This is a genomic window from Pseudomonas sp. AM8 (assembly GCF_036346475.1).
GTDB classification, from domain to species: domain Bacteria; phylum Pseudomonadota; class Gammaproteobacteria; order Pseudomonadales; family Pseudomonadaceae; genus Aquipseudomonas; species Aquipseudomonas marginalis.
In genome coordinates this window covers 88,526-108,666 of sequence record NZ_JAOTNX010000004.1, presented here as the reverse complement: position 1 = coordinate 108,666, position 20,141 = coordinate 88,526, and the positions used below count along the sequence as shown (strand labels likewise).

17 protein-coding genes are annotated in these 20,141 nt (G+C 61.9%); 11 read left to right on the top strand and 6 right to left on the bottom strand.

Annotation, left to right across the window (positions count from 1 at the left end; translation table 11 throughout):
* The first annotated feature begins 231 nt into the window (after positions 1-231).
* Positions 232-744 carry a glycine cleavage system protein R gene (locus V3W40_RS12190; protein ID WP_027605957.1) on the top strand — a complete coding sequence of 171 codons (513 nt, stop codon included), beginning with the start codon at positions 232-234 and terminating at the stop codon, positions 742-744.
* Between the two features lie 222 nt (positions 745-966).
* Here the strand turns inward: V3W40_RS12190 and rarD are convergent, their stop codons facing one another.
* From rarD to V3W40_RS12160, 5 genes are all read right to left on the bottom strand, one after another.
* Entirely contained in the window at positions 967-1,851 is an 885-nt protein-coding gene (gene rarD, locus V3W40_RS12185) for an EamA family transporter RarD (protein WP_330215088.1), read from the bottom strand.
* A 188-nt stretch (positions 1,852-2,039) separates the two neighbouring features.
* Positions 2,040-3,014 carry a serine/threonine protein kinase gene (locus V3W40_RS12175; protein ID WP_065925421.1) on the bottom strand — a complete coding sequence of 325 codons (975 nt, stop codon included), beginning with the start codon at positions 3,012-3,014 and terminating at the stop codon, positions 2,040-2,042.
* A gap of 165 nt (positions 3,015-3,179) precedes the next feature.
* On the bottom strand, positions 3,180-5,078 hold the full coding sequence (locus V3W40_RS12170) for a PhoX family protein (protein ID WP_330215087.1): 1,899 nt from the start codon (positions 5,076-5,078) through the stop codon (positions 3,180-3,182).
* 79 nt (positions 5,079-5,157) lie between these two features.
* Positions 5,158-5,922, bottom strand: coding sequence for a TOBE domain-containing protein (locus tag V3W40_RS12165; protein ID WP_027605953.1), 765 nt, complete (start codon positions 5,920-5,922; stop codon positions 5,158-5,160).
* Between the two features lie 52 nt (positions 5,923-5,974).
* Positions 5,975-6,712, bottom strand: coding sequence for a ComF family protein (locus V3W40_RS12160; RefSeq protein ID WP_065925418.1), 738 nt, complete (start codon positions 6,710-6,712; stop codon positions 5,975-5,977).
* A 93-nt stretch (positions 6,713-6,805) separates the two neighbouring features.
* On the opposite strand from V3W40_RS12160, the gene bioB reads away from it, so the two are divergent.
* The 10 genes from bioB to V3W40_RS12110 all read left to right on the top strand — a co-directional run bounded on the left by bioB (position 6,806) and on the right by V3W40_RS12110 (position 18,996).
* On the top strand, positions 6,806-7,861 hold the full coding sequence (bioB, locus tag V3W40_RS12155) for a biotin synthase BioB (protein WP_065925417.1): 1,056 nt from the start codon (positions 6,806-6,808) through the stop codon (positions 7,859-7,861).
* Positions 7,862-7,907: 46 nt separating this feature from the next.
* A complete protein-coding gene (bioF, locus tag V3W40_RS12150; RefSeq protein WP_065925416.1) occupies positions 7,908-9,089 on the top strand; it encodes an 8-amino-7-oxononanoate synthase in 1,182 nt (393 codons plus the stop codon).
* Positions 9,082-9,813, top strand: coding sequence for an alpha/beta fold hydrolase (locus tag V3W40_RS12145; protein WP_065925415.1), 732 nt, complete (start codon positions 9,082-9,084; stop codon positions 9,811-9,813). Before bioF ends, V3W40_RS12145 begins: the two co-directional genes overlap by 8 nt.
* A complete protein-coding gene (gene bioC, locus V3W40_RS12140; RefSeq protein ID WP_065925414.1) occupies positions 9,806-10,618 on the top strand; it encodes a malonyl-ACP O-methyltransferase BioC in 813 nt (270 codons plus the stop codon). Before V3W40_RS12145 ends, bioC begins: the two co-directional genes overlap by 8 nt.
* Positions 10,615-11,295: a dethiobiotin synthase gene (gene bioD, locus V3W40_RS12135; RefSeq protein ID WP_065925413.1), complete on the top strand. Its 681-nt coding sequence runs from the start codon at positions 10,615-10,617 to the stop codon at positions 11,293-11,295. The genes bioC and bioD overlap by 4 nt, the downstream gene beginning before the upstream one ends.
* A 106-nt stretch (positions 11,296-11,401) precedes the next feature.
* The gene (locus tag V3W40_RS12130; protein ID WP_065925412.1) at positions 11,402-11,683 is read left to right on the top strand and encodes a pyrroloquinoline quinone biosynthesis protein PqqE; all 282 of its coding nucleotides are present in this window, start codon (positions 11,402-11,404) and stop codon (positions 11,681-11,683) included.
* 252 nt (positions 11,684-11,935) lie between these two features.
* A complete protein-coding gene (locus V3W40_RS12125) occupies positions 11,936-13,741 on the top strand; it encodes a phenylacyl-CoA dehydrogenase (RefSeq protein ID WP_027605944.1) in 1,806 nt (601 codons plus the stop codon).
* Positions 13,742-13,945: 204 nt separating this feature from the next.
* Entirely contained in the window at positions 13,946-15,235 is a 1,290-nt protein-coding gene (locus tag V3W40_RS12120; RefSeq protein WP_330215086.1) for a GGDEF domain-containing protein, read from the top strand.
* A 90-nt stretch (positions 15,236-15,325) separates the two neighbouring features.
* A complete protein-coding gene (locus V3W40_RS12115; RefSeq protein WP_330215085.1) occupies positions 15,326-17,095 on the top strand; it encodes an acyl-CoA dehydrogenase C-terminal domain-containing protein in 1,770 nt (589 codons plus the stop codon).
* Between the two features lie 122 nt (positions 17,096-17,217).
* The gene (locus V3W40_RS12110; RefSeq protein ID WP_330215084.1) at positions 17,218-18,996 is read left to right on the top strand and encodes an acyl-CoA dehydrogenase C-terminal domain-containing protein; all 1,779 of its coding nucleotides are present in this window, start codon (positions 17,218-17,220) and stop codon (positions 18,994-18,996) included.
* A 240-nt stretch (positions 18,997-19,236) separates the two neighbouring features.
* Here the strand turns inward: V3W40_RS12110 and V3W40_RS12105 are convergent, their stop codons facing one another.
* Positions 19,237-20,136 (bottom strand): LysR family transcriptional regulator, encoded by a 900-nt coding sequence (locus V3W40_RS12105; protein WP_137212400.1) that lies wholly within the window; start codon positions 20,134-20,136, stop codon positions 19,237-19,239.
* Positions 20,137-20,141: the final 5 nt, after the last annotated feature.

Sequence of the window (20,141 nt, the reverse complement as noted above, 5' to 3'; positions counted from 1 at the left end):
CGGATTTTCATTATGTAGTGCACGGGAGGGCATACTACATGATGACTTGCGGTTGTGAAAATTAGACTAAATACGTCGTTTAGCGACCCACTTTGGTCGTACGGTCACAGCGGAGAACAGGATGTTCTCAAAAAACTATTGGATTGTTCCAGATAAAAATAAAAATGGTACACGATTTGTTTTCGCGGGCTCCCGGGTCCACCTTGTAGATTGAATTCAGAGGGCTTCGCCATGGACCATCTTGTACTCACTATTATCGCCGCCGACAAACCCGGCCTGGTGGAACGCATCGCGCAGAACATTGCGGCCCACGGCGGCAATTGGCTGGAAAGCCGAATGGCGCATATGGCCGGGCAGTTCGCTGGGATCCTGCGGGTCAGCGTGCCTGCCGAGAGTCGTCAGGCCTTGGTGGGGGCTTTGGAGGATTTATCCACACACGGTATTCGCGTGCTGGTGGGCGAGGGCAGCAGTGGCCAGGCATCGGCGTCCAAGTCGATTGTGATGACGCTGCTGGGCAACGACCGTTCGGGCATCGTGCGCGAGATCACGGCGCTGTTGAGCAAACAGGGTGTCAACCTGGAGCGCTTGAGCACCGATGTACGCCCGGCACCGATGAGCGGTGATCCGCTGTTCAGCGCCGAGGCGTTGTTGCAGGTGCCATCGAGCTTGTCCTTGGAGGCGTTGCAGGAATCCCTGGAAACCCTGGCGGATGATCTGATGGTGGAACTGCACAGCGAGGAATAACCACCCTCAAGGTTATGCATGGAAATCTTGCATGGACCAGTGGATAACCTGTAGAGACCCGGCGCCAGGCCACGTCCACCGGGCTTCTCCGCCAGCTGAGCAAAAAACGAGCAGTTTCAAGGGCTTGTGCACAAATGACGGGGACCAGGTTGTGGGTAACCTTGGGGTGGATCTCTGCAAGCCAGGCCGGCTGGGGCTTGCGGAGGTTTGTACGTTATTTGATCAGCGTTTGCGCACGCTCAACCAGGCATCGACGCTGTAGACCACCAGCCCGGCCCAGATAAAGGCAAAGGCGATCAGCGTGCTCGATGTCAGGTGCTCACCGAACAGCAGCACCGCTTCCAGCAACACCAGGGTCGGTGCCACATACTGTAAAAAGCCCAAGGCGGTGTAAGGCAAATGCCGTGCGGCGGCGTTGAAGCACACCAACGGGATCAACGTCACCGGACCGGCCGCCACCAGCCACCAGGCTTCGGATGTGCTCCAGAACGCCAGTTGCGCACTGTGGGCCGACGGGTTGAACAACAACCAGGCCACCGCAATCGGCACCAGCATCCAGGTCTCCACCACCAGCCCCGGCAGCGCCTTGACCGGCGCCTGCTTGCGGATCAGGCCGTAGAAACCGAAGGTCAGCGCCAGTACCAACGATACCCACGGCAAGCTGCCCACCTGCCAGACCTGTTGCGCCACACCCACCGCGGCCAGCCCGACGGCCACCCACTGCAGGCGACGCAGGCGCTCGCCGAGGAGCAGCATGCCCAGCAGCACATTCACCAGTGGGTTGATGTAGTAACCCAGGCTGGCTTCAAGCATTCGCCCGCTGTTCACCGACCACACATAGGTCAGCCAGTTACCGGCGATCAACGAACCGCTGAGGGCCAGGATTGCCAGGCGCTGGGGGTTGTCGCGCAGTTCGCGAAACCAGCCGGGGTGCTTCCACACCATCAGCAGCAAACCACCGAACAGCGCCGACCACAGCACCCGGTGCACGATGATTTCGGCGGCGGGCACACTGGCGATGGCTTTGAAGTAGAGCGGGAACAGACCCCAGATGACATAGGCGCTCAGGCCCAGGATGTACCCCTTGCGGGGGTTGGCGGCTTGCATGCGTAATCCTTGCTTAGGCAGCTAACAAAGCGCGATTGTAAGGATATTTGTCAACCAATGGGATTACCCTTCTGTAGGAGCGAGCTTGCTCGCGAAGATCGTTAACGATAACGCGGGCATCCTGACTGCACGCGGCGCCCTCAGGGTTTTCGCGAGCAAGCTCGCTCCTACAGGAGCGAGCGGCGATTTCAGAAGAGTTTGAGGGGTTCTTCGTTGAGCGCTGAGAGTTGCTCGCGCAGCGCCAGCACCTGGTCGCCCCAATACCGCTCGCTGCCGAACCACGGGAAGCTGTGGGGGAACGCCGGGTCATCCCAGCGCCGTGCCAGCCACGCGCTGTAGTGCATCAGGCGCAACGCGCGCAGCGGCTCGATCAGCGCCAGTTCACGCGGGTCGAAGTCGTGGAATTCCTGGTAGCCGTCCATCAGTTCCGACAGCTGGCCCAGGCATTCCTGGCGATCACCGGCGAGCATCATCCATAAGTCCTGCACCGCCGGGCCCATGCGGCAGTCGTCGAGGTCGACGATGTGGAACATCTCATCGCGGCACATCATGTTGCCGGGGTGGCAATCGCCGTGCATGCGGATGTTCTTGTGCGGCGTGGCTTTGTACACCTCTTCCACGCGCTTGAGCAGGTCGCGGGCCACGGACTCGTAGGCTGGCAGCAGGCTCTTGGGAATGAAATTGCCTTCGAGCAGGGTAGTGAGGGAGTCGTGGCCGAAGTTCTTCACACCCAAGGCTTCGCGGTGTTCGAACGGGCGGGTAGACCCCACGGCGTGCAAACGGCCGAGTAGCTGACCCAGACGATACAGCTGGTCAAGGTTGCCCGGCTCCGGCGCACGGCCGCCACGGCGGGGGAACAGGGTGAAGCGGAAACCTTCGTGTTCGAACAGGCTTTTGCCGTTATGAATCATCGGCGCGACGACCGGCACTTCGCATTCGGCCAGTTCGAAGGTGAAGCGGTGTTCTTCAAGGATCGCGTCGTTGGTCCAGCGCTGGGGGCGATAGAACTTGGCGATCAGCGGCTCGGAGTCTTCGATGCCCACCTGATACACGCGGTTTTCGTAGCTGTTGAGCGCCAGGACGCGAGCATCGCTGAGGAAACCGATGCTTTCGACGGCATCGAGCACCAGATCAGGGGTGAGGGTTTCAAACGGATGGGCCATGGGAACTCCTGCGGGCAGCAGGGCGCCGCTTCCGGCCGAGTATGGTACCGCTGTAGGAGCGAGCTTGCTCGCGAAAAACCTGAGCGCGCAGTGGAGTGTCAGGTTCCGCTGCGTTATCGCTGACGATCTTCGCGGGCAAGCCCGCTCCTACAGTGGGGCGGTCTATCAGGCACCGACAATCCCGCCATCATCCCGCCGAATCGCCATCACCGAGGAGCGCGGCTTGCCATTCGGCAGATGCTCCGGCCAGGTCGAACCCCCGGTTTCACCCGGGTGCTGGATCCCCACAAACAGGGTTTTCTGATCCGGCGAAAAGCTGATCCCCGTCACTTCACAGGCCACCGGCCCAACCATGAAGCGGCGGATTTCGCCGGTCGCCGGGTCGGCGCAGAGCATCTGGTTGTTGCCCATGCCGGCGAAGTCGCCGGCGTTGCTGTAGTCGCCGTCGGTGAGGATCCACAGGCGCCCGGCCTTGTCGAAACCCAGGCCATCGGGGCTGTTGAACATGTTCTGCGGGTTGATGTTGGACGATCCGCCCTTGGGCTTGCCGGCGTGCACGCCAGGGTTGCCGGCCACCACAAACAGGTCCCAGCTGAAGTCCGCGGCGCCATGGTCATCGGCGTTGGCCTTCCAGCGCAGGATCTGGCCGTAGACGTTTTTCTCACGCGGGTTGGGCCCGCCCACCGGTTGGCCGTCTTCGCCGCGCTTGGCGTTGTTGGTCAGGGTGCAGTAGACCTGGCCGTCGGTGGGGCTGACCACGATCCATTCCGGGCGGTCCATGCGCGTGGCTTTGACCACACTGGCGGCCAGGCGCGCGTGGATCAGCACTTCGGCCTGGCTGGCGAAGCCGGTGCTGGCGTCGATGCCGTTTTTGCCATGGGTCAGCTCGACCCATTGCCCTTTGCCCTTCGGATGATCGGCGTTGCCATCGCCCGCATCGAAGATAGCCACGTACAAGGTGCCGTGGTCGAGCAGGTCTTTGTTGGCCTTGGGGCTCTTGTGGTTGATCTTGTCGCGGCTGACGAACTTGTAGATGAACTCGCCGCGCTCGTCGTCGCCCATGTACACCACGGCGCGGCCGTCACGGGTTTGCGCCAGGGCGGCGTTCTCGTGCTTGAAGCGGCCCAGGGCGGTGCGTTTTGCCGGGGTGGATTGCGGGTCGAACGGGTCGATTTCCACGACCCAGCCGTGGCGGTTGAGTTCATTGGGGTTCTTGGCCAGGTCGAAGCGCGGGTCGTGCAGGTGCCAGTTGATCTCTTTGCTGGCGGCCACCACGCCGTAGCGTTTCTGCCCGGCATCGAACGCTTGCTGGGGGTTGCTGCTGCCAAAGCAGTCGGTGAAGTTCTCTTCGCAGGTCAGGTAAGTGCCCCATGGGGTCTGGCCGTTGGCGCAGTTCTGGAAGGTGCCGAGGGCTTTTTTGCCGGACTTGTCGGCGCTGGTTTTCAACCATTCGTGGCCGGCGGCGGGGCCGCTCAGGCGGATCGGCGAGTTGCCGTGGATGCGCCGGTTGTAGCGCGAGTCCTGGACGAACTGCCAGGTATCGCCCTTGCGCCGTACTTCGATCACCGACACACCTTCACTGGCCTGGGCCTTGTGCACGTCTTCGGCCGATTGCGGCGCGCCGCCGTGGGCGAAGAGGTAGCGGTAGTTGGTGTATTCGTTGTTGATTGCCATCAGCGCGCGGTTGTCGTCGCCGGGGAAGGCGAACAGGCTCATGCCGTCGTTGTTGTCGCCGAACTGTTGTTCCTGGGCTTTGGCGGTGCCGTTGCCGGACGGGTCGAAGGCCGGCGCGCTCTTGTGCAGCGGCTGGCCCCAGCTGATCAGCACCGAAGCGCTGTAGCCCGGCGGCAGGGTGAGGGTGTCGCTGGTGGCCGCAGCGATGCTGGTAAAGCCCAGCAGCGGGCTGGCGGAGGCGGCGTTGACGGCCAGGGCGCTGCGGCTCAGCAGGTTGCCACCGAGGAACATCGCGGCACCGCACAGGGCGCCGGCACCGATGAAGCGGCGGCGGGTGAGGCCGACCATCTGTTCGAGGTCGGTGGCTTGGTTTTCTTCTAATAGGTTCATGTCAGGCTCCCTGCGGTTTTTGCAGACACCATAAGGAGCGGGCGTGACGAAATTGTTGCAGTTTGAAGAGCTACTCGGCTCAGACCGGCGTGCCGAGCAGCACATTGCTGGCGGCAAATTGCACTTGGAGCGTCCTGCCAGCGGCGGCGCCCAGGGCCTCGAGCGCGGCGGGCTGCGCCAAGGCGCATAAAACCTGGCCATTGGGCAGGGCGATGCGCACTTCGCTGGGGCCGTCCTCGGCGGCGAGAATCGCGTCTACGGTCCCGCTCATGCAATTGTGTCCAGGTGTTGCAGGTTTGTCGGGCGCCAGCAATTCCAGCCAGCCGGCCTTGATCAGCGCAACGACTTCCACGCCGACTTCCAGCTCCAGCCGTTGCGTACTGTCATGGGTGATTTGCGCCGCCAGGGTCAGCCCTCCGGCGAGCTGCAAGTGAATCAGGTCGTTGCGGCCATGCTGTTCAATCGCAATGACCTGACCATGCAACTGGTTACGGGCGCTGGTGCGCAGCATCAAGCGGCCGAGCAGGTTGAAGTCGCTGGCGGCCTCGTCCGAGCCGAGCACTTCGGCCTGCAACACTTGCAGGCGCTGGTAGAGGCGCAACACCCGTTCACCCTCGGCCGTGAGTTTGGCGCCGCCGCCGCCCTTGCCGCCGACACTGCGTTCGACCAAGGGTTTTTGCGCCAGGTTGTTCAGCTCGTCGATGGCGTCCCAGGCGGCCTTGTAGCTCAAGCCCGCACTTTTGGCGGCGCGGGTGATGGAGCCCTGCTCGGCGATATGCCCCAGCAGGGCGATACGCTGGGGGCGGCGGACAATATGTTGGCTGAGCAGCGTCGGTAGGGACATGGGCATTCGCTGTGGTGGGATGAGCGGACGTTGCGGCCGCGAGGCATGAGAGTCAAGTGCCAGGCTTTGGCGTGCGGGCCAGGCAGTACACGTCTACCTGTCGCGCGCCGGCGTTGATCAATAACCGCGCCAGGCTGTGGGCGGTGGCGCCGGTGGTGAGCACGTCGTCCACCAGTGCCAGGTGGCGGCCGCGCACCTCGGCACCCGGGGCCAGGGCGAAGGCGTTGAGCAGGTTGCGCTTGCGCGTCTTGGCGTCGAGGGCTTGCTGCGCGACGGTTTCATAAGGGCGTAGCAATAGATGTTCATCGTGGGGAAGGTCGAGGTCGACGCTGAGCCAGCGCGCCAGCATCAGCGCCTGGTTATAGCCCCGTTCACGCAGGCGCCTGCGGGCCATGGGCACTGGCAGCAGCATGTCCGGGCGGGTGAGTGAGTGGTTGTCGAAGCGATGTTGCAAGTAGTGCCCCAGCAAGCGCCCCAGCATATGCCCGAGGGGCCAGCGTGCCTGGTGCTTGAAGCGACTGATCAGGGTGTCCACCGGAAAGCTGTAGGTCCAGGGGGCGATCACGTGTTTAAAGGCGGGCGGTTGTCTCAGGCACTGGCCGCAGACCAGGCCGTCCATCGCCAAAGGCAGGGCGCAGATTTCGCAATGCTCCATCAGCCAGGGCAGCTCGGTTTCGCAGACGTTGCAGACACAGTCGGCGGTTTCAGTCGTCTCGTCGCAGATTAAACATGTCTGTATGTTTTTTGACCAGATGTAAACTTCGTGTTTGTAGCTTGGTTGACAGTGCATGAATCTTCCTTAAATATGCCGAGCATCCGTGTCGTGTCTGTGGGTATTGCCCCTTCCCGCAGCGCTTGCCAAAGCATAATCAAGGAATCGCCCATGAGCGCCAGCACCACCGCCACCTTGCGTCACGATTGGTCCTTAGCCGAAGTCAAAGCGTTGTTCGTGCAGCCGTTCAATGACCTGTTGTTCCAGGCGCAGACCGTGCACCGCGCGCATTTCGATGCCAACCGTGTACAGGTGTCGACCCTGCTGTCGATCAAGACCGGTGCCTGCCCGGAAGATTGCAAATATTGTCCGCAGTCGGGCCACTACAACACGGGCCTGGAAAAAGAAAAGCTGATGGAGGTGCAGAAGGTCCTCGAAGAGGCCGCTCGCGCCAAGGCCATCGGTTCGACCCGTTTCTGCATGGGCGCCGCCTGGAAACACCCGTCGGCCAAAGACATGCCTTATGTGCTGCAGATGGTCAAAGGCGTGAAGGCCATGGGCCTGGAAACCTGCATGACCCTCGGCCGTCTCGACCAGGACCAGACGGCAGCCCTGGCCCAGGCCGGCCTGGATTACTACAACCACAACCTGGATACGTCGCCGGAGTTCTACGGCAGTATCATCACCACCCGTACCTACAGCGAGCGCCTGCAAACCCTGGCCTATGTGCGTGAGTCGGGGATGAAGATCTGCTCCGGCGGCATCCTTGGCATGGGCGAGTCCCTTGATGACCGCGCCAACCTGCTGATCCAGTTGGCCAACCTGCCGGAGCATCCGGAGTCGGTGCCGATCAACATGCTGGTGAAAGTCGCCGGCACACCGTTGGAAAATGCCGAGGACATCGACCCGTTCGATTTCATCCGCATGCTGGCCGTGGCGCGCATCCTGATGCCGCAATCCCATGTGCGCCTGTCGGCGGGGCGCGAAGCGATGAACGAGCAGATGCAGGCCCTGGCGTTCTTTGCCGGTGCCAACTCGATCTTCTACGGCGACAAACTGCTGACCACCGCCAACCCTCAGGCCGACAAGGACATGCAACTGTTCTCGCGCCTGGGCATCCTGCCGGAAGCCCGTGAAGAGCATGCGGATGAAGTGCACCAGGCGGCCATCGAACAGGCGTTGGTGGAGCAGAAGAGCAGCGAGCAGTTCTATAACGCCGTTGTTTGATTCCCACCTGTTTTGACCGAGTTGCACCTGCCACCCCGAGGCCTGCATGTCTTTTGATCTCTCCGCGCGCCTCGCTGCCCGCCGTGCCGAACACCTTTACCGTCAACGCCCGCTGCTCCAGAGCCCCCAAGGCCCGGCGGTGGTGGTTGACGGTCAACCCCTCCTGGCATTCTGCAATAACGATTACCTGGGCCTGGCCAATCACCCGCAAGTGATCGAGGCCTGGCGCGCCGGGGCGTCCCATTGGGGCGTGGGCGGCGGTGCCTCGCACTTGGTGGTGGGCCATTCCACGCCGCACCATGAATTGGAGGAGGCGCTGGCCGATCTCACTGGCCGCCCGCGTGCGCTGCTGTTTACCACCGGCTACATGGCCAACCTCGGTGCGGTCACGGCGTTGGTGGGGCAGGGCGATACGGTGCTGGAAGACCGTCTCAACCATGCCTCGCTGCTGGATGCCGGCTTGCTGTCCGGTGCGCGCTTCAATCGCTACCTGCACAACGACGCGATCAGCCTGGCCAAGCGCCTGGAGAAAGCCACCGGTAATACGCTGGTGGTCACAGATGGTGTGTTCAGCATGGACGGCGACCTGGCCGACCTGCCGGCACTGGCCCGTGCAGCCAGGGCCAAAGGCGCCTGGTTGATGGTGGATGATGCCCATGGCTTTGGTCCGCTCGGCGCTAATGGCGGCGGGATCGTCGAGCATTTCGGCTTGAGCCAGGACGACGTGCCGGTATTGGTCGGCACCCTGGGCAAAGCGTTCGGCACGGCGGGCGCGTTTGTCGCGGGCAGTGAGGACCTGATCGAAAGCCTGATCCAGTTTGCCCGGCCGTATATCTACACCACCAGCCAACCGCCGGCGCTGGCCTGCGCCACCCTGAAAAGCCTGGAGCTGCTACGCACCGAACATTGGCGGCGCGAGCACCTCGACCGCCTGATTCGTCAGTTTCGCCAGGGCGCCGAGCAGCTTGGCCTGGACTTGATGGACAGCTTTACACCGATCCAGCCGATCCTGATCGGCGACAGTGCCAAGGCCGTGCGACTGTCGCAGATGCTGCGTGAGCGGGGCCTGATGGTCACGGCGATCCGCCCGCCCACCGTACCCGCCGGCAGCGCGCGTTTGCGCGTGACCTTGACCGCAGCCCACAGCGAGGCGCAGGTACAGCTATTGTTAAACGCATTGGAAGAGTGTTTCCGCTTGTCTGGTGCCACGGAGCCCGACCATGCGTGATCGACTGATCCTGCTGCCCGGCTGGGGTCTCGGCGTATCGCCGCTGGAGCCTTTGGCCGCCGCCTTGCGTGGCCTGGACGCACACCTGCAGGTGCAGGTCGAGCCATTGCCGGCGCTTGCTTCCAGCGACCTCGATGAATGGCTCGACGAACTCGACGCTACCCTGCCCGACAACGCCTGGCTGGGCGGCTGGTCCCTGGGCGGCATGCTCGCTGCCGAACTGGCGGCGCGGCGCGGCGAGCGTTGCTGCGGCTTGCTGACCCTGGCGAGCAACCCGTGCTTCGTCGCACACGACGGCTGGCCCCATGGGATGCCCGCCGCGACCTTCGATGCGTTCCTGGCCGGCTGCCATGCCGACTCCCAAGTCACCCTCAAGCGCTTCGGCCTGTTGTGCGCCAAGGGCGCCGAGGACCCGCGGGGGCTGTCGCGCCTGCTGGTCAGTGGCGCGCCGCATTCAGCGTCCAGCGTGTTGATGCCTGGTCTGGAACTGCTGGCCCAACTGGATACCCGCGAAGCCTTGCTGGCTTATCGCGGCCCACAGTTGCACCTGTTCGCCGGCATGGACGGATTGGTGCCCGCCGAAGCCGCCAGCGACCTGCTGAGGCTGCTGCCGGATGTGGAAATCGGCCTGATTGAACAGGCTGGTCACGCTTTTCTTCTGGAAGACCCCCACGGTGTGGCGGGGGCCATCCAGGCTTTTTTGCATGAGTGCGTCGATGACTGATTTATCCCATCCCTCCCTGCCGGGCGCCTTGCCGGACAAACGTCAGGTGGCGGCGTCGTTTTCCCGTGCGGCGGCCAGTTACGACAGCGTCGCCGAGTTGCAGCGCGCCGTAGGGCATGGGCTGCTGGCCCGGCTGCCATCAGCGTGTGCGCCACGGCACTGGCTGGATATGGGCTGCGGCACGGGTTATTTCAGCCGTGTGCTGGGCGAGTTGTTGCCCGCCAGCCAAGGTGTGGCGCTGGATATTGCCGAGGGCATGCTTAACCATGCGCGGCCTTTGGGTGGCGCACATCATTTTGTCGCGGGTGATGCAGAACGCTTGCCGCTAAAAGCCGAGAGCTTCGAGCTGCTCTTCTCCAGCCTGGCGGTGCAGTGGTGTGCGAATTTCGAGGCGGTGCTCAGCGAGGCCTATCGCGTGCTGCAGCCGGGTGGCGTGCTGGCGTTCGCCAGTTTGTGCGTCGGGACGCTGGATGAGTTGCGCGAAAGCTGGCGGGCGGCGGATGGCCTGGTGCACGTCAATCGCTTCCGCACTTTCGAGGCGTACCAGCAGTTGTGCGCGGCCAGCGGTTTGCGCGTGGTCAGCCTGGAGCGACGTGCCCATGTGCTGCATTATCCGGATGTGCGCAGCCTGACCCATGAGCTCAAGGCGCTCGGTGCGCACAATCTCAATCCGGGCCGCCCGGGAGGGTTGACGGGCCGTGCGCGGATTGTTGCACTGGTAGACGCCTACGAGCAGTTCCGTCAGGCCGAGGGACTGCCGGCCACTTATCAAGTGGTGTACGCCGTCCTGGAGAAGCCCCTATGAGCGCCGCCTATTTCATCACCGGCACCGATACGGATGTCGGCAAGACCACTATCGCCGCCGGCCTGTTGCACGCCGCTCGGCTAGCCGGCAAAAGTACTGCGGCGGGAAAACCCGTGGCTTCCGGCTGCCAGGTCACGGCCAAGGGCTTGCGCAACGCCGATGCCCTGGCGCTGCTGGCCGAATGTTCATTGCCGTTGAGTTATGCCGAGGTCAACCCGGTGGCGTTCGAACCCGCCATCGCGCCCCATCTGGCCGCGCGGGAGGCCGGCGTCGCGCTGACGGTGCAGTCGTTGTTGAAACCCATGCAGCAGATTCTGGCGCGTCAGGCGGATTTCACCCTCATCGAAGGCGCAGGCGGTTGGCGTGTGCCGTTGGCTGACCAGGACAACCTGTCGGACCTGGCCATGGCGCTGCAACTGCCGGTGATCCTGGTGGTGGGCGTGCGCCTGGGATGCATCAGCCATGCCTTGCTCACCGCCGAAGCCATCGCCCGGGACGGTTTGCCCTTGGCCGGTTGGGTGGCGAATATCATCGACCCCAAGACCTCTCGTCTGGAAGAAAACCTCGCCACCCTGGCTGAGCGTTTGCCCGCGCCATGCCTTGGACGAGTGCCCAAGCTCAAGCACGCCGGCGCCGAGGCGGTAGCTGAGTACCTGCAACTGGACCTGCTTGACTGATTCTGGCTATCGGCAAGGCATTATGCCATTAGTGTTTTTAACGGGCTTTTTGCCAGTATGTCTGCTTCAATTCAACTTCACGATTCTCTAAAGGCAGGTTGAAGCCATGGACATCTCTGGCAGCAGCGCGTTTTACTCGGGGCTGAGCACCATTCAGGCCGGGCAGAGCCGTGTCGACCAGGCCGCCGGCAGGATTGCCAGCGCCGCGACCACCCAGCCGTCGGACGCACAGCGCGACCGGTTGCAAGCCAATGACCGCGCCCAGCCGACGAACTCGGCGAGCAATATGGTTGAAATGGCCCAAGGCAAGTTTCAAGTGGAGTTGGGCGCCAAGGTCGCCAAGGCTTCAGACGAAATGCTCGGTACCCTGATCGACACCTTCGCTTAACCCCTCTTTCGTACGACCGGCTTCTTCCTGGGGCTGGTCGCCTTTGTGCAATCCTCCATTTTCTTCTGAGCGCCTTGTGGCATCCCGCCGCAGGCCTCGCCATGCCTGCCATTGACCCGCGTCATGACAAACGGTGTCTGGACGACGCTTGACATCCCCAGGTCGTAAACGTATGTTTCAAACACCTGTTTGACCGCCACAACACATCCACGCGGTTGTTCATTCCAGATACATCAGCAGAGGTTTATCGCTATGCCTGACTACAAGGCCCCCTTGCGTGATATTCGCTTCGTTCGTGACGAACTGCTCGGCTATGAAGCGCACTATCAGAGCCTGCCGGCTTGCCAGGACGCTACCCCGGACATGGTTGACGCCATTCTCGAAGAAGGCGCCAAGTTTTGTGAGCAAGTGCTGGCACCGTTGAACCGCGTGGGTGACATCGAAGGGTGCACCTGGAGTGAGTCTGGCGTAAAAACCCCTGCTGGTTTCAAAGAAGCCTACAAGCAATTTGTCGAAGGCGGCTGGCCAAGCCTGGCCCACGACGTGGAGCACGGTGGCCAAGGCCTGCCGGAATCCCTGGGCCTGGCCGTGAGCGAAATGGTCGGCGAAGCCAACTGGTCGTGGGGTATGTACCCGGGCCTGTCCCATGGCGCGATGAACACCATTTCCGAGCACGGCACCCCCGAGCAGCAAGAGGCCTACCTGACCAAGCTGGTGTCGGGCGAGTGGACCGGCACCATGTGCCTGACCGAGCCACACTGCGGTACCGACCTGGGCATGCTGCGCACCAAGGCCGAGCCTCAGGCCGACGGTTCCTACAAAGTCTCCGGTACCAAGATCTTCATCTCGGCCGGTGAACACGACATGGCCGACAACATCGTCCACATCGTGCTGGCCCGCCTGCCGGACGCACCGGCGGGTACCAAAGGCATCTCGCTGTTCATCGTGCCCAAGTTCCTGCCCAACGCCGACGGCTCGATCGGTGCGCGCAACGCCGTGAGCTGTGGTTCCCTGGAACACAAGATGGGTATCCACGGTAACGCCACCTGTGTGATGAACTTCGACGCGGCCACCGGTTTCCTGATCGGCCCGGCGAACAAAGGCCTGAACTGCATGTTCACCTTTATGAACACCGCTCGCCTGGGCACCGCGCTGCAAGGCCTGGCCCACGCCGAGATCGGCTTCCAGGGCGGCCTGAAATATGCCCGCGATCGCTTGCAGATGCGTTCCCTGACTGGCCCGAAAGCGCCGGAAAAGGCCGCTGACCCGATCATCGTGCACCCTGACGTGCGCCGCATGCTGCTGACCATGAAAGCCTTCGCCGAAGGTAACCGTGCGATGGTGTACTTCACCGCCAAGCAAGTGGACATCGTCAAGTACGGCACCGACGACGAGGCCAAGAAACAGGCCGACGGCCTGCTGGCATTCATGACCCCGATTGCCAAGGCGTTCATGACCGAAGTCGGTTTTGAATCCGCCAACCACGGCGTGCAGATCTATGGCGGCCACGGCTTTATCGCCGAGTGGGGCATGGAGCAGAACGTTCGCGACAGCCGTATCTCCATGCTGTACGAAGGCACCACTGGCATCCAGGCACTGGACCTGCTCGGCCGTAAAGTGCTGATGACCCAGGGCGAAGCGCTCAAGGGCTTCACCAAGATCGTGCACAAGTTCTGCCAGGCCAACGAAGGCAACGACGCGGTCAAGGAATTTGTGGCACCGCTGGCTGCGCTGAACAAAGAGTGGGGCGAGTTGACCATGAAGGTCGGCATGGCCGCGATGAAAGACCGCGAAGAAGTGGGTGCCGCTTCGGTGGATTACCTGATGTACTCCGGTTACGCCTGCCTGGCTTACTTCTGGGCCGACATGGCGCGCCTGGCTGCCGAAAAACTCGCCGCCGGTACCAGCGAAGAAGCGTTCTACACCGCCAAGCTGCAAACCGCGCGCTTCTACTTCCAGCGCATCCTGCCGCGGACCCGTACCCACGTGGCCACCATGCTGTCGGGCGCCAGTAACCTGATGGACATGAAAGAAGAAGACTTCGGCCTGGCTTACTAAGCCTTACCGGGTTCATCTGAAACCGTCGCTTCCCTTGGGAGCGGCGGTTTTTTCATTGGGGGATAAAAAACACAGTGCAGCGCTCAGGGATTTTCTCCGGCTGCCGTTACAGTGATGGCAATGTGATACATGACGGGCAAGGTGTGCTTAACTGTTCGCATCAAGGCACAGTGCCACTACTTTTTGCGGGTCGGAGTTTTACCCTTGTCACGCGTGTCTGCTTTACGTTTCAGTCACTTTCTTCCTTCGTTGCTGCTGTTGCTGGCCGGGCTCTCGGCTGCGTACGTCAAGGACCTCAGCGTCTTCTTCACCTCGCTGTTCAATGTGTTGCCGACCCTGGTGCTGTTGCTGGGCGGTTCGTACTGCGCGGTTTATCGCCGCCAGCGTGAATTGTTCCTGATGATCACGGTGTACATCGCCTACTTCCTGCTCGATACCCAGACCGATTTCTATCGCGACAATGGCCGCGTGCGCGAAGACGCAGCCGTGGTGTTTCACCTGTGTTGCCTGTTATTGCCGCTGCTGTTCAGCATCTACGCGCTGTGGCAGGAGAAGACCCACCTGTTTCGCGACTTCGTTGCCCGTTGTGCGGTGCTGCTGGCAATCGGCAGCGTCGCGCTGGCCCTGGAGCAAAGTTATCCCCAGGCACTGCTGAACTGGCTGGCGGAGATCCGCTGGCCCGCTCTGCATGGGACTTGGATGAGCCTGATCCAGTTGTCTTACCCGATGTTCCTGGTCGGCTTCATCGCCCTGGCGGCGCAATACTGGTACCAGCCGCGCCCGCTGCATGCAGCGCAACTGGTGGGCTTGCTGGGGATGTTCTGGATGTTGCCGCAGACCTTCATCCTGCCGTTCACGCTGAATATCATGTGCAGCCAGGTCATGCTGATGATCGCCGCCGGCGTGGCCCACGAGGCTTATCAAATGGCGTTCCGCGACGAACTGACCGGCCTGCCGGGGCGCCGTGCCCTGAACGAACGCATGCAGCGGCTGGGGCGCAACTATGTGCTGGCGATGACCGACGTCGATCACTTCAAGCGCTTCAATGACACCCATGGTCACGATGTGGGCGACCAGGTGCTGCGCCTGGTCGCGAGCAAGCTGTCCAAGGTCAATGGGGGTGGGCGTGCCTACCGCTACGGCGGTGAAGAGTTCGCCGTGGTGTTCGCCGGCAAGACCCTGGATGAGTGCATGCCGCACCTGGAGGAAATCCGCGAGATCGTCGCCAACTATGACATCAAGCTGCGTAATTCGGACCGGCCCCAGGATGATCAACAAGGCCGTCAACGCCGGGCGGGCAGCGGCGCGTCGAGTGTGTCTGTGACGGTCAGCATCGGCGTGGCCGAACGCCAGATCGACCAGCGCACGGCGGAAGAAGTGCTCAAGTCCGCCGACCAGGCGCTGTACGCCGCCAAGGGCGCGGGGCGTAACTGTGTGGTTGCGGCCGGGCAGACCCGCCGTGGCGCGGTGCGCATGCAGAGCGCTGCCGGTTGAGTGATGGCGCTGTATTCAGCGGTTCTACAATGATTGTCCGAGGCGCTGGCCGGCAGTAGGTTGAAAGGATCTGCTGCCGGAGACATCGCCATGCCTGAGTACAAAGCTCCCCTGCGCGACATGCGCTTTCTGATCGACAACGTGTTTGATTTCCACGGCCACTACGCTGCCCTGGGCGCCACGGACGCCAGTCCGGACATGGTCAGTGCAATCCTGGAAGAAGGTGCCAAATTCTGCGAGAACGTGCTTTCGCCACTCAACCGCAGTGGTGATGAGGAGGGCTGCCATTTCGACAACGGCGTGGTGACGACGCCCAAGGGCTTCAAGGAAGCCTTCGCCCAGTACGTCGAGGGCGGCTGGCACGGTGTGGCGGCAGACCCGGCCTACGGCGGCCAGGGCCTGCCGCAATCGTTGGGCCTGGTGCTCAGCGAGATGATCGGCTCCAGCAACACCTCGTGGGGCATGTATCCGGGCCTGACCCACGGCGCGATGTCGGCGATCCACGCCCACGGCACCGAAGAGCAGAAGGCCACGTTCCTGAGCAAACTCACAGCGGGCGAATGGACCGGCACCATGTGCCTGACCGAAGCCCATTGCGGCACCGACCTGGGCCTGATCAAGACCCGTGCCGTGCCCCAGGCGGATGGCAGCTACGCGATCACCGGGAGCAAGATCTTCATCTCGGCCGGTGAGCACGACATGAGCGCCAATATCATCCATCTGGTGCTGGCCAAGCTGCCGGATGCGCCGGCGGGCACCAAGGGTATCTCGTTGTTTATCGTGCCCAAGTTCCATGTGGATTCGGCTGAGCGCAATGCGGTGCACTGCGGCTCTATCGAGCACAAGATGGGCATCAAGGGCTCGGCCACGTGCGTGCTCAACTTCGACGGCGCCAAGGGCTTTTTGATTGGCGAGGCGAACAAGGGCCTCAACTGCATGTTCACCATGATGAACCACGCCCGCCTGGGCACCGGCATGCAGGGCCTGTGCAATGGCGAGGCGAGCTTCCAGGGCGCGATCAAGTACGCCAACGACCGCCTGCAAATGCGCGCGCTGACCGGCGCCAAGGCCCCGGAGAAAGCCGCCGACCCGATCATCGTGCATCCCGATGTGCGCCGTATGCTGCTGACCATGAAAGCCTTCAACGAAGGCAACCGCGCACTGACCTATTTCACCGCGCAGTTGCTCGACACCGCGCACCTTTGCAGCGACGCCGGCCAGCGCCAGGAGGCCGAAGACCTGTTGGCGTTCCTCACTCCCATCTGCAAAGCCTTTATGACCGACACCGGGCTGGAGGTGACCAACCACGGCATGCAGATATTCGGCGGCCATGGCTACATTCGTGAGTGGGGCATGGAACAACTGGCGCGCGATGCGCGGATTGCGCCGATCTACGAAGGCACCAACGGCATCCAGGCCCTCGACCTGCTGGGGCGCAAGGTGTTGGGCAGCCAGGGCAAGCTGCTGCGCGGCTTTACCAAAATCGTGCATAAGTTTTGCGCGGCGAATGCCGAACATGCGCAGCTCAAGGGCTATGTGGTGCAGCTTAATCAACTGAATCAGGAATGGGGCGAGCTGACTACCCAGGTCGGTATGGCCGCGATGAAAAACCCGGATGAGGTGGGCGCAGCGGCGGTGGATTACTTGATGTACAGCGGTTACATCATCCTCGCCTACCTGTGGCTTCGGATGGCCATTGCAGCGCTGGCGCACGATGACACTGACTTCGCCAAGGCCAAGCTGGCGACCTGCGACTTTTACTTCAAGCGCCTGTTGCCACGTACCGCAACCCACCGCGCCGCCGTGGAAGCGGGCAGCGAATGCCTGATGAGTCTGCCTGCGGAGTCGTTTGCGCTGTGATGACTTAAAAATACCAGTCAGTCACAAGTGGACCCTATGTGTCTGAAAAGTTGTTCGGGTACACTCGGAGCCTGTAAAACCGATCCTATCGAATCACTTTTCACGTTCTCACGAGGTTTGCCATGGCTGATTACAAAGCGCCGCTGCGTGATATGCGCTTCGTCCTCAACGAAGTCTTTGAGGTCGCCACCACTTGGGCCCAATTGCCGGCATTGGCAGACAGCGTTGACGCCGAAACCGTAGAGGCCATCCTCGAAGAAGCCGGCAAGGTCACCGCCAAATCCATCGCCCCGCTCAGCCGTGGCGGCGATGAACAGGGCTGCCGCTGGGATAACACGGCGGTGTTTACTCCGGATGGTTATCCACAGGCCTACAAGACCTACGCTGAAGGTGGCTGGGTCGGCGTAGGCGGCGACCCCGTGTTTGGCGGCATGGGCATGCCCAAGGCGGTATCGGCCCAGGTCGAGGAGATGATCAACTCGTCAAGCCTGGCGTTCGGCCTGTACCCGATGCTGACCTCCGGCGCCTGCGTGTCGATCAACACCCATGCCAGCGAGGAACTCAAGGCCATCTACCTGCCGAAGATGTATTCCGGCGAGTGGGCAGGCTCCATGTGCCTGACGGAAGCACACGCGGGTACCGACCTGGGGATTATCCGCACCAAGGCCGAGCCGCAGGCAGGCGGTTCCTACAGGATCAGCGGAACCAAGATCTTTATCACTGGCGGTGAACACGACCTCACCGAGAACATCATTCACCTGGTGCTGGCCAAACTGCCGGACGCACCGGCCGGTCCCAAGGGGATTTCGCTGTTCCTGGTGCCGAAGTTCATGGTCAACGCCGACGGCAGCCTGGGCGCGCGCAACCCGGTGAGCTGCGGCTCCATCGAACACAAGATGGGTATCCAGGCATCCGCCACCTGCGTGATGAACTTCGACGAAGCCGTGGGTTACCTGGTGGGCGAACCCAACCGTGGGTTGGCGGCGATGTTCACCATGATGAACTATGAGCGCCTTGGCGTGGGTATCCAGGGCCTGGCGTCCGGCGAGCGTTCCTACCAGAACGCGATTGAATATGCCCGCGACCGCCTGCAAAGCCGTGCGCCGACCGGTGCCCAGGCCAAAGACAAAGTGGCCGACCCGATCATCGTCCACCCCGACGTGCGCCGTATGCTGTTGACCATGAAAGCCGCCAACGAAGGCGGACGCGCGTTTTCCACCTATGTGGCGACGCAGCTGGACATCGCCAAGTTCAGTGAAGATGCCGCTGCCCGCGAGCGGGCCGATAACCTGGTGGCCTTGTTGACGCCGGTCGCCAAGGCGTTCCTCAGCGACCTGGGCCTGGAAACCACCGTGCTCGGCCAGCAAGTGTTTGGTGGCCACGGTTACATTCGTGAGTGGGGCCAGGAGCAACTGGTGCGTGATGTACGTATCACCCAGATCTACGAAGGCACCAACGGCATCCAGGCACTGGATTTGATGGGGCGCAAGATCGTCGGCAGCGGCGGTGCGTTCTACACCTTGTTCGCCGACGAGATTCGCCAGTTCATCGCCTCGGCGGGGCCCGAATTGGCGGAGTTCACCCAGCCACTGGGCGCAGCGGTGGATAACCTGGACGAATTGACCGCCTGGGTGCTGGATCGTGCCAGGGCTAATCCGAACGAGATCGGCGCAGCCTCGGTGGAGTATTTGCATGCATTTGGTTACATGGCCTACGCCTATATGTGGGCGCGTATGGCCAAGGCCGCGTTGGGCAAAGAGACTGAGGAAGACTTCTACGCCAGCAAGCTGGGCACCGCGCGCTTCTACTTTGCGCGTCTGTTGCCACGTATTCACTCGCTGAGTGCGTCGGTAAAAGCCGGTAGCGAATCACTGTTTTTGCTGGATGAGGCACTGTTCTAAGGGCTTGGAGGGCGTGTAAGCATTCTCTTACATGACGTACTGCTAATCGTCCTCTATCGCCAAATTGGATCCACGGATAATCTACTTCACATGGACGTCGCGCAGGAAGCGCAAAGCAACAACACGGACACGTAGGATTCTGCCAGGATGGCGGAGTGAAATGGATGTCAGGGAAACAGTCTGCAAAGCCCCGCTTCGGCGGGGTTTTCTTTTGCCCGCGAAAAAGTCAGGCGCCGAATTTCAGGGCAGGGCCTGCGGCGCATTCATCACGTCTTCCAGCAAGGTGCGCAGCAGCGCCATGGTTGCCTGCTGGCGCTGTACATCGCGACACACCAAACCTACCTTTAACGGCACCCTGGGTTCACTCAAGGGTTTCCAGAGCAGCGACTGGCTGTTGTGTTCGTCCTGGGAGCGTCCCGGCAGCACCGTGGCCAATTTGGTGTTAGGCAAGCTGTCGAGAATTCCCACCATGGTATTCAACTCCGCCTGTACCTGCGGCCGGCGTCCGAGGTTGGATAACTGACCCTGCCAGATCTGTCGAACCTGGAACTCTTCCCCCAGCAACAACATCGGCAGTTCGGCGGCCTGTTTCAGCGAGACTTTCTTGAATTCGCGCAGGGGATGGTCCTCGGGGATGACTATCTTCAATTCATCTTCGTACAACAACACACCGTGCAGCCCCGGCTGGCGTGGCGGCAGATAGCTGATGCCGATGTCCAGCGAGCCGTTAAGCAACCGCCGTTCAATCTCGATCCCGGTCAATTCGTAGATCTGCACCACCAGGTGCGGCTGGGCCTTGCGCACGCGCTCGAGCATTTGCGGGACCAGGCTGGTGTGCACGGTTTGCAGCACGCCGATGGCCAGGGTGCGCATGGCCTGGCCCTTGAAGTTACGCAAGGCTTCGACGGCTTGCTGCATGCCATCGATCAGCGGCAAGGCATGGTTGTACAGCGTATGGGCGGCCAGGGTGGGCAGCAGGCGTTTGCTGCTGCGTTCGAACAGGCTCACATCGAGGTTGCGCTCCAACTGGCGGATCTGTTGTGAGAGCGCTGGCTGGGAGATCGACAGGCGTTCAGCGGCACGGCCCACATGGCCTTCTTCATACACCGCGACGAAATAACGCAGTTGCTTAAAATCCATAAGGT

Coding starts and splice junctions, on each gene's coding strand:
- V3W40_RS12160 (WP_065925418.1), bottom strand. CDS start 6,712: ATGCACTGTCAACCAAGCTACAAACACGAAGTTTACATCTGGTCAAAA.
- V3W40_RS12165 (WP_027605953.1), bottom strand. CDS start 5,922: ATGTCCCTACCGACGCTGCTCAGCCAACATATTGTCCGCCGCCCCCAG.
- V3W40_RS12175 (WP_065925421.1), bottom strand. CDS start 3,014: ATGGCCCATCCGTTTGAAACCCTCACCCCTGATCTGGTGCTCGATGCC.
- bioF (WP_065925416.1), top strand. CDS start 7,908: ATGTCTTTTGATCTCTCCGCGCGCCTCGCTGCCCGCCGTGCCGAACAC.
- V3W40_RS12190 (WP_027605957.1), top strand. CDS start 232: ATGGACCATCTTGTACTCACTATTATCGCCGCCGACAAACCCGGCCTG.
- bioB (WP_065925417.1), top strand. CDS start 6,806: ATGAGCGCCAGCACCACCGCCACCTTGCGTCACGATTGGTCCTTAGCC.
- V3W40_RS12130 (WP_065925412.1), top strand. CDS start 11,402: ATGGACATCTCTGGCAGCAGCGCGTTTTACTCGGGGCTGAGCACCATT.
- rarD (WP_330215088.1), bottom strand. CDS start 1,851: ATGCAAGCCGCCAACCCCCGCAAGGGGTACATCCTGGGCCTGAGCGCC.
- bioC (WP_065925414.1), top strand. CDS start 9,806: ATGACTGATTTATCCCATCCCTCCCTGCCGGGCGCCTTGCCGGACAAA.
- V3W40_RS12145 (WP_065925415.1), top strand. CDS start 9,082: ATGCGTGATCGACTGATCCTGCTGCCCGGCTGGGGTCTCGGCGTATCG.
- V3W40_RS12115 (WP_330215085.1), top strand. CDS start 15,326: ATGCCTGAGTACAAAGCTCCCCTGCGCGACATGCGCTTTCTGATCGAC.
- bioD (WP_065925413.1), top strand. CDS start 10,615: ATGAGCGCCGCCTATTTCATCACCGGCACCGATACGGATGTCGGCAAG.
- V3W40_RS12170 (WP_330215087.1), bottom strand. CDS start 5,078: ATGAACCTATTAGAAGAAAACCAAGCCACCGACCTCGAACAGATGGTC.
- V3W40_RS12105 (WP_137212400.1), bottom strand. CDS start 20,136: ATGGATTTTAAGCAACTGCGTTATTTCGTCGCGGTGTATGAAGAAGGC.
- V3W40_RS12110 (WP_330215084.1), top strand. CDS start 17,218: ATGGCTGATTACAAAGCGCCGCTGCGTGATATGCGCTTCGTCCTCAAC.
- V3W40_RS12125 (WP_027605944.1), top strand. CDS start 11,936: ATGCCTGACTACAAGGCCCCCTTGCGTGATATTCGCTTCGTTCGTGAC.